This is a genomic window from Mariniflexile sp. AS56, from assembly GCF_030552475.1.
Lineage (GTDB): Bacteria > Bacteroidota > Bacteroidia > Flavobacteriales > Flavobacteriaceae > Mariniflexile.
Genome location: NZ_JAUPED010000017.1, coordinates 56,351 through 69,338, shown reverse-complemented (window position 1 = coordinate 69,338; position 12,988 = coordinate 56,351). Strand labels below are relative to the sequence as shown.

Here is a 12,988-nt window from a genome sequence, read left to right as displayed (position 1 = left end):
TCCATAGCCAAGATACAATCATACCCATTTGGAAAAGGTAAATTCCAGATTAAGTATCCGGAATCTCAGAAAATAGGATTGAACAGAGAAGAGTTAACCACATTAGAAACTATTAAGGGCTTGAGTAAAGCACAGGAATATGCATTAGTAGTTTGGCTCATTAGTTTTTACTTTGCAGGCATCAGAGTTAGTGACGTCCTACAACTGAAATGGGATGATTTTGTTGATAATCGCCTGCATTATCGAATGGACAAGAATAGCAAACTAGTTTCATTAAAAATTCCAGATAAAGTTGTGAAAATTCTAAAGAAACTAGAAAGACATCAAGAATCGGTGTTTATATTTAAAGAATTGGAGGGCGTCGATTTAAACGATAAAAAACGTCTAAGAACCAGAATTAAAACAGTAACAAGAAACTTTAATAGACGCTTAGAACTGGTGGCAGACAAAGCTGGCATCGACAAGAAAATAAGCATGCATATTGCACGCCACAGTTTTGGTAATATTTCAGGAGATAAGATTCCCATCCAAATGTTGCAAAAGCTGTATAGACATTCGTCTGTTACTACAACCATACTTTATCAATCCAATTTCATGCAAAAAGATACGGATGAGGCATTGGATAGGGTTATCGATTTTTAGTATTGCATTTAAGCCTTTAACCAATGTATTTGATGAAATATGGACTTGCAACAAAAAGTTGGACAATTAATTACTATATTTAATCTGCTACATTTTGGTTTTAAATTTCATTTTCAAATTCAATAATGGTTTTATACCCCAAAGAGGAGTGTATTCTTCTTTTATTATACCAAGTGTCTATGCTAGAAAAGCTGGACAATTCTGCCTGAGATCTATAATTGAATTTATGTAGATATACCCATTCAGTTTTTAAGCTCTTAAAAAACGATTCAGCTACGGCTTTGTTAATAGGAAAACAATCGTCTAGAACGTGAGTTTATAACGTTTCTGTATTAGAACAAGGATACAGTCAATACAATATTTTTTCACGTTGGACAGTTGTTTTGGACCACACCATGTACGCCACACTTTAAAAGATTGCAGGTTTAATCCATTAATTTCGGTAAATGGCATGTTGTTGGTCTCAATTCTTGATAAAGAAATAAATTATTCATTTGAATAACCATTAAAACAGACTGATAATCGAAATTTAGATTGCTTTAAAGCACATAATTTTTAAAATTGTTAACGTTCTATTGGAAATTACTCCCTATAATAGTGAACTGTGACTAAATTGGTATGTCAACCAAAGGTTGGGTTTCTTTTACTATATAAGATGTACAAAAGATTTGTGTTACCTATTATTTAACTTGTTAATTTAATTTCTAACTATGAAATTGGTTTTCTCAAAATTTTCTCTTCTATAACAGTTTTTAACAATAACTGCCGATAAACATGTTAATTGCAATTTTATTAAGTTTGTATTATTTTGTTGTTATATTCGGATTTTAAAAAATTAAATATTTGGAATGAATTTAAAATGGTACAATTTAATTGTTTTTTGCTTTGTAATTTTTTCATCATCAGCCCAACTTAATAATTTAAAATTCGAAAACATCGATGCTTCAGATGGGCTTTCAAGCAGTACCTGCCTAGATATATTTCAGGATGTTGATGGTTATTTGTGGTTTGGAACTATAGACGGTTTAAACAAGTATAACGGATACAATATTGATGTTTTTAGACCAAATTCAATTAGTTCTATAAGTAATGTTAGAATCAATTCAATTATTGGTGATAAATATGGGAACCTTTGGATAGGAACAAATGGGGGGTTAGATTTTCTCAATAAAAAAACCAATCAGTTTTCTAGAGTTAACATTTTTAAAAAATCTAGCACAAGCTCTCATAAAGGTATTGTTGTAAATAAACTACTGTATGATAATGCCACAAACACCATTTGGGTAGGTACCAATAGTGGTGTAGCCAAAATTGTTTTACAAGGTAAATTTGTAGATTTAGAAAATTTAAAAACCTCATATTATGTTAACAATAGGCTTGATAATTCAATAGATAACAATAATGTAAATGTTATTTTAAAGGATGGCCATAGTGATATTTGGATAAGCACAAACGGACCATACCTTAATAAATATAACCGTAGTAAAGATAATTTCGAAAGGGTTTTAATTAATAACAAAAACGATTATGAGTTAAACCATATATCTAAAAGAGTTTATATAGACCGAAAAGGAAATTTTTGGATAGGAAACGATCTTTCAAATTTAGTGCTATGGAATAAAAAAGCAAATACGTTTAGCCATGTTGCAGTGGTAGACAAGCAAACACCTATCAATGATATTTTCCAAGATAAAGAGGGAACAATTTGGGTGTCTACCGATGGTTTTGGACTCTATTTATTTAATAAAAACTTCAAAGTATTAAAACATATCGTAAATAACCCATCTGATCCCTTTTCTTTGCCTAATAATTTACCATCTAAAATATTTCAAGATACTGATGGCATCTTTTGGATAGGTAGCTACAATAAAGGTGTTAGCAAATTAAATACTTCTAAAAATTCTTTTGGGCATTATTATTACCAGCCAAACAATCCAAACGGTTTAAATGGAGAGATTATTCAATCAGTTTTGGAAGATTCAAAACAACGAATTTGGTTGGGGGTATACGATAACGGATTGAGTCTTTTTGATGAAAATAAACAGTTGTTTAAGCCTTTTGTCAATAATCCAAAAGTTAATAACTCTTTAAGTTCCAATAAAATATTATATGTTTTTAAGAGTAAGGATGAGTTTATTTGGATTTGCACTTTTGATGGAGGCCTGAATAGGTTTAACCCAGAAACGAATCAATTTAAACGATTTTTGCATGATGAACGAGATACAACTACCATTGCACAAAACTCAGTTTGGACGGGTGTTGAAGATTCTAGCAATAGAATTTGGTTAGGTTTAAAAACGGAAGGATTAAGTCTTTATAACCCCAATACAGGCAAATTTCACAATTATAAAAATCAATTTAATAACAAAAATAATTTAGCTAGTAACTTTGTTTTTTCATTGTTTGAAGATTCTAAAAATAGATTGTTTATTGGTACAACACAAGGTTTAAATGTTGTGGATCTAAATACATTAAAGGAATTTATACCAAAAGATATTCATTTTAAGGAAGTTGAAGCAACGGGAATTAAAGGGTTGCGTATAAATTATATAACTGAAGATTCTTTAGGTAATATTTGGTTGGGTGCAGATAATGGTTTATATAAGTTGGATGCTAGTTTAAATTTAGTAAAAACATATACAACACAAGATGGGCTTCCTAATAATTTAGTACTTGGTTTAAAAGAAGATAATGATAAGAATTTCTGGATAACAACAAAAAGTGGCATGTCTCTTTTAGATCCAGACACACATCATTTTAAGAATTTCAACATTATAGACGGCTTACAGGGTGCGGAATACCAAAGTAAATCTATAGAAAAAACAAAAGACGGTCGTATTATCGCTGGAGGACTGAATGGCTTTAACATTTTTAACCCAAGAAATATTGCTTCAGATTCTATAATCCTTCTAACTCCAAAAATTTCAAGTTTTAGATTGAATAATAGGAAAATTGAATCTGGCGATTCTATAAATGGGCGTGTCCTTTTAGATAAAGCTATTTCAGAAATCCAAAATATAACATTGAAATATGATGAAAATAATATTTCATTTGAATTTGAAGCCATCTTTTTAAGTAATCCAAATCAAGTAAAATATATTTATAAATTGCAAGGTGTTGATGAGCATTTTGTAAATGCAGGTTTCAATAGAAGCGTAAATTATTCAAACTTACAACCAGGTGATTATGTGTTTGAAGTAAAAGCATCTGTAGATGAAGAGTGGAATAAACAAAATTCTAGTACAATTAATATTAAAATATTACCTCCTTTTTGGAAAAGATGGTGGGCTTATTTAGGGTATATAGTAATTGGAAGTGTTTTGGTTTGGCTTTTTATGAATTTATATACCGAGAAAATTGAAGAAGCCCAAAAGCATAAATTGGACTTGATGAAACTTGAATTTTTTATAAATGTATCGCATGAGTTTAGAACACCATTAACTCTTATTTTAAATCCGTTAGATAAAATTCTTGGAAATTTTAAAGATTCTGAAATTGTAAACTCATCAGCGCTTACAGCCCAAAGGAGTGCAAGACGCTTGTTGCATTTGGTAAATCAATTATTGGATTATCGAAAAATGGACGCAGGAATGGCTCCATTGCAATTAGAGAGAGGTGATATTGTAAATTTCAGCGAAGCCATTTTTATGTTGTTTAAAGATTTAGCCGATAGAAAGGAGATTAATTATAAATTTATATCAACTTCTTATAAAATTGATTGTGTTTTTGATTTTGATAAAGTCGAAAAAATAATTACGAACCTAATATCCAATGCTATAAAATTCACCAATAGTGGTGGTGAAATTACGATATCGGTAAGCAAAGTTAAAGCCCACACAGCAAACACGCCTAAAGTTTTAAATTTCAAAAAGAATAAGCTTAACGATTATGTAGAAATAGTTGTTAAGGATACGGGTCGGGGTTTGAATAAAGAACAATTGGAAAATGTTTTTTCACGTTTTTATAATTTAGATGCCACAAAATCTGGAACAGGTGTGGGGCTTAATTTTACGAAAGGACTTGTAGAAATGCATAAGGGTGAAATTTTAGTAAAAAGCAAACATAAAAAAGGAAGTGAATTTACAGTTAAAATACCTTTAAATATTAAAGGGGAAATAGTACATGTTGAAAACGAGAAAAATGAATTTTTAATAAATTCGATGAAATCAGTGGAATACGACATGCTGGTTTCTAACGAGGAATTGCTTATAGAAAGCAAAAAAAGTAATAGTTCTGGCCCCAAAGAATATACAGTACTGATTGTAGAAGACAATAGAGAACTTAGAGTACATTTAAAAGACGATTTAGATGATGATTATAATATTATTGAAGCAGAAAATGGAGAAAAAGGATTGAAAAAAGCCTTGAAATATTTTCCTGATATTATAATTAGTGATGTTATGATGCCAAAACTGGATGGTTTTGAAATGTGTAAATCGTTAAAAACAAAACTTGAAACTTGCCATATCCCTATTATATTATTAACGGCTAGAAGTAGAGAGGAAGATTTGATTTCAGGATACGAACATGGAGCCGATGCGTATTTACCAAAACCCTTTAAAATAGGTGTGTTAAGATCTAGAATTAAAAACCTTTTAGATTCAAAAGAGAGATTACGCGAAAAATTCTCAAAATTAGGAGCTATTCTTCCTTCTAGTGAACTTACAACAAACGCCATGGATGAAGCTTTTTTAGAAAAAGTTACCCAAATTATTTTTGACAATATAAGTGATGAAGATTTTCAACTTGGCGATTTATTAAAAGAAGTTGGTGTCGGAAGATCTCATTTTTATAGAAAAATAAAAACGTTAACAGGACAAAACCCAAGTAATTTTATAAGAACAATACGATTAAAATATGCTTCCGAACTTTTATTGAAAAGTAGTTTTTCAATTAAGGAAATTTCAAACATGTCGGGGTTTAATTCTACAACATATTTTGGGAAGACTTTTAAAGAACTATATAATTTAACACCAAGTGAGTATATAGAAAACCACAAGGAATCTTAAATAGTTTTATTTTGCTATATATAGATTAAAGTGTTTTTTATGGCCAATAAATTCAACCTCTATTTTTATTTAAGTAATAAGGGGCAGCTTTATTGAATAAAATGGACTATAAGTTGGACGTTTAAAATCATAAGTTCTATTGTTTTTTTATTGTAATGCATAATTTTATTTTCTAAAATTAACTGCACGTGGTAAAAAAATATTTTAAAAGAAAACAGACCTTTTTAGACTCATTCTTTCACAATTTATTGCTACCTGAATTTTTTCTGATTGGCTTATTTGTTGGGTTATTTAATACAATGAATGCCCAAACAGAAGTGATAATGGCAGGAGTTGGAGGAAACAATACCATTCAAATGCTAAATAGGATTAATTCAGATCTTTTAGTACATAATCCTACAACTACAATTTTGCTTGCCGGTACTAATGATATGCTTAATTCAGGAAAATTGGTACCTCTAAACGAATTTGGTGTCAACATTCGAAATATAATAGACCAAGTGCTTGCTGTAAATAGCGACATAATTTTAATGACCATTCCACCATGTATAGGATCAACTCTTTTAGAAAGACATGATGCTTCCTATTATGAACCAGAAGGTCCCAATGGTAGGGTTATTCAAGCTAATCAAGTCTTAGCAGAAATTGCGGTAGAGAAAAACATCGTACTTATAGATACTTATAGTTTGTTCAATAATGATATGGGGCTTTTATCCAGTGATGGGGTCCATCCAACAAATTTAGGTTATCAAAGTATTGCAGACTTAGCATACAATGCCATTGTGGAAAACAATTTTTCAACAAGTAAAATTGTTTGTTTTGGAGACAGTATAACAACGCATTACCCAGAATTATTATACAATCTTTTAACAGGTGCTTCTGGAGAAACATTGAATTCTGGTGAATTTGAATTTCTTTTTGATACAGATGGCGATTTTGAAGGCTGGACAAGTTTCAATAACCCATCAACAACTTCAATGGCGGTTACCTCGGGCGAGTTACAGGCAACCTATGCTGCAACCAATGGATATTTGGGGATTCAGCATCAGGTAGATTTAGAGTTCAGTAGTACCCATCCTTATTTAGCTATTAAAATAGATCATTTACCAGCCTCAAGAATGTCATTTTATATGGCTAGTAGTTGGTATAATAATGATAAAGATGGGTTTTCTAGTTTAGCGAACACAACGCTTAATAATGCTGGTATTTATGTTTATGATTTGAGTACCAATGGTCCGGGATTTGGCGCTTCGAGTACTCAAATATTTAATGAAGGTTTAAATTACACAGATACTAATAGAGTGATATTCCTTATTGATGATAACAAAACGAGTGGTACAACTAATGCTATGTATAATGACATTGAATGGATTAAAAATTTTACTTCACTTGAAGACATCGCTGCATATGCAGGTTTAACATTAGGAGTTATCGATTTGAAACAAGATGAGGTGTCAGTGTATCCTAATCCCGTAAATAACATTTTAACAGTAAATATTCCGAATACTAAATTTAAAACATACACTGTTATTGATTTAAATGGAAGGGTATATAAGCAGGGTTTTATTTCTAATTATAGTGATAAACTGGATATTGATTTGGTTGGATATTCTAAAGGCTTATATATAATTTCATTAATAGGAGATAACATAAAAAAGACTATAAAAGTCGTAAAAAAATAAAAAAAACTATCAACAACTAAATAAGTATGAAACGTCCATCACTTTATCGGTGTTACATGTGATATATTAAAACATAAATAATAGACCATGAAAAAAACTACAATGAATAAAATGAAAATTAATAAAAAGAAAGTGCTTAGTTTCTTATGCTTTCTTATTGTGTCAGTTGGGATCGTACATGCCCAATTTGTACATCCAGGTTTATCCCATAAAAAATCTGATTTAGATAGAATGAAATACATGGTTGAAGCTCAAAAGGAACCATTTTACCAATCCTACCTTTTGATGGCTGCTGATTCTAAGTCAAAATACGATTATGTAGTACAAGGTAATACGTCGATGACTGTTTTATATAGAGATGCACCAAAAACAAATCTTTCAGCTTTTGAAAATGATAGTAGAGCTGCATACCAAAATGCCCTAATGTGGTCTATTACCGGAGATAATAGGCATGCAGAAAAAGCAATTGAAATTTTTAATGCTTGGACGGGGTTAACCTACCTGCAACATAGTGGAACCAGAGCTTTAACCAGTTCTTTAATCTACATCATGCTAGAAGGTGCAGAAATAATTAAAAGCACTTACAATGGTTGGTCTCCAACAGATATTAATAAATTTAAAGATATGCTGGTGTATCCCGGGTATTCCAATACTGCAGAGCCGTCCGATCTTACTACCCAGGGTACTTGGTATTGGAGGGCTTACATGTTCGATTATGTTAGAGCTGGTAATCAAGAAATAAGTGCTGTTCGAGCATGTTTAGCGATTGGTGCGTTTTTAGATAATGAAATTATATACGATAGGGCATTAAGATATGTTAAAGGGTTACCACATCGTGCGGATGATTTACCTTATGCTTCTGGTCCCCATATAAGAGGAAGCGTTATAAATACTACAGATTATCAAATAAATTATAACTACACAACTGGCAGCGCAATATCAGATTATGGTTTTAATGGCGTGTTAACCAACTATATTTGGGAGAATGGACAGAGTCAAGAAAGTTCAAGGGATTTGTGGCATACTTGGTGGGGAGAGTATATGTTGTGTAATATTGGTGAAATAGCATGGAATCAAGGAGCGGACTTTTGGGGGGAAGCTGATTCTAGAATCCTTTTAGGTTTAGAGTTTAATAATAGGTATACAGTTTCATATGTACAATCATATATGGATCAGCCAAACGAATGGACACCAACAGCAGAGTCTGGTGAGTTTATTCAACAAATGGATAGAACCAACCGTACTATGTCATTGGCCATAAGTCCAATTTATGCAGACGATCCTGCAAGAATTTATAGAGATAGATTTAATGATGTGGCAGCATGGGAATTGCCAACGGCTCATTATATAGGCAGAGGTATAAAAGCACCTGAAGAAGTTAAATGGACACTTCGCGCACGTGAAAAATCAATAGAAATGAATGGTAATTACGAAACAGCTCCTGATAATGGATCTTATCTAGGCTATGGAGGTTTAATATTTAGAAGGGCAGATAATTGTTACGGAGATCCTATAAAGGGTTTTGACACAAACAATTTGCCGATTTATTCAATGAATAATTTACCAACGACTATTGAAGCAGAAAACTTTGATTACTTCACTACTAGTGGAGAAGACCACACTTATAATGACACAACTATAAGTAACAATGGAGGAGTTTACCGTATAGATGAAAATGTAGATATAAAAGTATGCTCAGAAGGCGGATACAACATTACCGATATACAAGATGGAGAGTGGCTAACTTACACAGTAAATGTACCTGCTGATGGAACCTACGATATTTCTATTAGATATGCATCAACAAATGCCAACGGAAAGATTAAATTTAACATTGGGGGTGTAGATGTTACAACCGAAGTAAATGTACCTTTCGGAGCTTCAAATTCAACAGGATTAACGGATTGGAAAGATTTTACCGTAGCTAGCAATGTGAACTTAATAAAAGGAGTGCAAGCTCTAAAAGTAATGTTTAGCGGTGCTAATAATTCTTTTGATTTAAATAGTATTTCTTTAAATATCAACACACTGTCTTGTATGATTTCTACTACGGACTTTACTAATTTTAAAGGAGGTATTAATTATAGCTACTATGAAGGCGTATGGAATGAACTTCCGGATTTTGATGCAGAAACACCAATAAAAACAGGTGAAATAGCTATAATTGATTTAAGCGAAGCTTCTAGTGCAAATAATTACGGCTTTGTATTTGAAGGCTATGTTCATGCGCCAAATAGTGGTACTTATACCTTTTATACTCGTTCTGATGATGGATCGAATTTGTCAATTGAAGGAATAAAAATAATTGATAATGATGGATTGCATGAAGAACAAGAAAGTGCTGTAAGTATTTGTTTAAATGAAGGCTATTACAAAATAAAAGTCGAATATTTTACAGCATCGGGCTCTAATAGTGCTTTATCTGTAATGTATGAAGGTCCTGGTATTTCTAAAACAACATTGCCGGTTTATATTGATGAATCAAAGGTTCCTGGTCAATTCGAATTCCTTTTTGATATAGATGGGGATTTCGAAGGTTGGACAAGTTTCAATAATCCAGTAGCAACCTCAATGGCTGTTATTTCTGGCAAGCTACAAGCAACATATCCAGCAACAAATGGATATTTGGGCATTCAACATCAAGCAGATTTAGAATTTAGTGTAGACCATCCTTATGTGGCTATTAAAATAGATCATTTACCAGCATCCAGAATGTCGTTTTATATGGCGAGTGGTTGGTATAATAACGATAAAGATGGGTTTTCCAATGTAGCCAATACAACACTTAACAACCAAGGGATTTATGTTTTTGACTTAAGTACTAACGGCCCAGGTTTTGGTAGCGGAAAAACACAAGTTTTTGCAAGTGGTACAAATTATACAGATACCAATAGAATAATATTCCTTATTGATGATAATAATACGAGTAGTACAACCAACGCTACGTATAACGATATTGAATGGATTAAAAATTTCGCTTCACTTCAAGATATCGCTGCTTATGCAGGGTTAACTTTAGGAGTCAACAGTTTGAAACAAGACGTTGTGTCAATATATCCCAATCCAGTTAAAGGCAGTTTTATTGTATCTCAAGGTTTAGGGGCTGATGTGGAAATCTATAATATTGTGGGCAAGTTATTGACTAAAGAGAAGATAGAAAATAACAAGGAACAGATAGATATTAGTGGTTTTGTTAGTGGTATTTATTTTGTGCGCATAAGTAATAATGGCATCATGACAACTAAGAAAATAATAAAGGAATAAAAACTGTAATTTATTCTATTTAGAGTTGAAAACCACCGCTTAAAACGGTGGTTTTTTTTCAAAAATTTTTAATAAAAAACATAAAAAGTATTCAAATTATTTCCAATATTTCTCAAAAACCCTCTGTTTTATTGGGTTTGGGCAATAATGTGGATGGTTTGAACTATAAGTTGGATGCTTTTTCTGGTTTAATTTTTAATATTGAAATATGCTAAAAAGGGTAAGCTACTTAAGCTCTTATTTAGTTGCTAAACAAATATTTATTAATCCATTAAACTATTTTATTATGAAAAAAATTACACAAGTATCAATGTTATTTATAGCATTGTTTTTTATTACAACTAATGTAAAAGCGCAATCTGGAGATTTTGAGTTTTTATTTGAAACCGCTGGAGATACCGAAGGCTTTACTAGCTTTTCAGGTGGAGCATTTAGTGTTGCTGGAGGAAGTTTAACTTTTACTTATGGAGCATCTACAGCGGGCTTTGAACTTAACCCACCGAGTTCAGCTATTAATCTAGATGGAACTAATTTCCCATATTTAGCAATTCAGCTATCAAACACGCCGTTTGCTAGAACTATGTTTTACTTAAAAACAAATGGTACTGGAGCGTGGTATGACAATAAGACAACTCGTGGTGAAGTAGATTCAGCATTAAATTCACAGCACATCTATTTCTTTGATATGAGTGGTGCGCATTTTACAACTACGGCTTTAACCAATGGAGCAATAGAGCGAATCATATTTGGTCTGGATAATACAGGTGATACATCGGGTACAACATCAGTTAATGTAGGTTGGATTAAAACATTTGCATCAGTTCAAGCTATAAAAGATTATGCTGCTGCTCATCCATTGAGTGTAAACGATATTGCAAATAAATCTCAAACTAAAATCATCACTGGAGATAACAAAATTGACATTGTAAAATGTGAATTAAACGCAAAAGTGCAAGTGTTTAGTCTTTTAGGTCAAGAAGTACATAGTTCTGTTGCTAAATCTACTCAACTTTCAATTCCTTTCTTCAGTAAGGGTGTTTATGTAGTGAAAATAGCAGGAGAAACATCAGTGCTTACTAAGAAGATTATACTTAATTAAACCACAAATCATTCAGGTAAGATTATAATAAATATGCTCATGGATTTTTATAATTCATGAGCAATATTTATAAAATACTATAAATACATTATGAAATTTTTTAGGAAAGCTATATATATATTATTTGTTTCGCTAGTGTTCACAGGGTGTTTTTCAATAAAAAAAGAAGATTCAACCATAAGTGTCGATAAAATACTGGATTTTAGTGTGATAAAAACTAAGGAAACTTTAAAACAAATAAAAGCGTTTGATAGTTTTCCAAGAAATATACCTTCAGGAGAAAAAGAATGGGAATGTGTTGGCGTAACAGATTGGTGCAGTGGTTTTTGGCCAGGGGTTTTATGGTATGCCTATGAACATTCGGGCGATGAAGCCATCAAAAAAGCGGCAGAAAAATTTACTTTACCAATTAAAACGATCGCTTATACACCTGCACTAGACCATGATATAGGTTTTCAGGTTTATTGCAGTTTTGGTAATGCCTATAGACTTACCGGTAATGCGGAATACAAACAGGTTTTGTTGGCAGCTGCCGATACTTTGGCAACGCTTTATAACCCTATAGTAGGTTCTATTCACTCATGGCCCATGAAGCCTCAATATCCTCATAATACCATTATAGACAATATGATGAATTTGGAATTGCTTTTTTGGGCAGCTAAAAATGGTGGCGAAAAGCGTTTATATGATATTGCAGAAAGTCATGCAGAGGTTACTATGAAAAACTTAGTGCGACCAGATTATACCACTTATCATTTAGGTTCTTTTGATAATAAAACAGGAGCGTTTATAAAAGGGGTAGCCCATCAAGGTTATGCCGATAATTCTATGTGGGCACGTGGGCAAACTTGGGGTATTTATGGCTTTTCTTTTGCATACAGAGAAACAAAAAGAGAAGATTTTTTAAATACAGCCATCCATCTTGCCGATAAATATTTAGAACGCTTACCCGAAGACGGCATCCCGTATTGGGATTTTGATGACCCTCGAATACCAAACTCACCGAAAGATGCATCGGCTGCAGCAATAGCTGCATGTGGCATGCTGGAATTAGCTGGTTTGGTAAAAGATAAGGAGTTGAAAAATAAATACTACCGTGCTGCTAAACGGTTTGTAAATATGTTATCAACCGATGCTTATTTAAGTAATGAAAAAAACCAAGCATTATTACTGCATTCAACAGGACACCACCCTAAAAATTCAGAAATAGATGTACCAATAATTTATGCAGATTATTATTATTTGGAGGCTTTATTGAGGCTTAAAAAATGGGAAGCCTAATTTAGAATCCA

General features: G+C 32.2%; 6 protein-coding genes and 1 pseudogene. 6 read left to right on the top strand and 1 reads right to left on the bottom strand.

What is annotated here, in order from left to right:
• On the top strand, positions 1–642 hold a 642-nt coding region (locus Q5N74_RS16355), incomplete at its 5' end, for a tyrosine-type recombinase/integrase (protein WP_304390071.1).
• Positions 643–742: 100 nt separating this feature from the next.
• Here Q5N74_RS16355 and Q5N74_RS16350 read toward each other — a convergent pair.
• Positions 743–943, bottom strand: a pseudogene (locus Q5N74_RS16350) (IS3 family transposase); the annotation flags it as partial.
• Positions 944–1,490: 547 nt separating this feature from the next.
• On the opposite strand from Q5N74_RS16350, the gene Q5N74_RS16345 reads away from it, so the two are divergent.
• The 5 genes from Q5N74_RS16345 to Q5N74_RS16325 all read left to right on the top strand — a co-directional run bounded on the left by Q5N74_RS16345 (position 1,491) and on the right by Q5N74_RS16325 (position 12,977).
• Positions 1,491–5,651: a hybrid sensor histidine kinase/response regulator transcription factor gene (locus Q5N74_RS16345; protein ID WP_304390070.1), complete on the top strand. Its 4,161-nt coding sequence runs from the start codon at positions 1,491–1,493 to the stop codon at positions 5,649–5,651.
• A 299-nt stretch (positions 5,652–5,950) separates the two neighbouring features.
• Positions 5,951–7,333, top strand: a complete 1,383-nt coding sequence (locus Q5N74_RS16340) for a GDSL-type esterase/lipase family protein (protein WP_304390069.1) — start codon at positions 5,951–5,953, stop codon at positions 7,331–7,333.
• Between the two features lie 87 nt (positions 7,334–7,420).
• Complete coding sequence (locus Q5N74_RS16335) at positions 7,421–10,597, top strand: PA14 domain-containing protein (RefSeq protein WP_304390068.1); 3,177 nt, start codon at positions 7,421–7,423, stop codon at positions 10,595–10,597.
• A gap of 286 nt (positions 10,598–10,883) precedes the next feature.
• Positions 10,884–11,696 carry a T9SS type A sorting domain-containing protein gene (locus tag Q5N74_RS16330; RefSeq protein ID WP_304390067.1) on the top strand — a complete coding sequence of 271 codons (813 nt, stop codon included), beginning with the start codon at positions 10,884–10,886 and terminating at the stop codon, positions 11,694–11,696.
• Positions 11,697–11,903: 207 nt separating this feature from the next.
• On the top strand, positions 11,904–12,977 hold the full coding sequence (locus Q5N74_RS16325; RefSeq protein WP_304390066.1) for a glycoside hydrolase family 88 protein: 1,074 nt from the start codon (positions 11,904–11,906) through the stop codon (positions 12,975–12,977).
• The last annotated feature ends 11 nt before the right edge of the window (positions 12,978–12,988 follow it).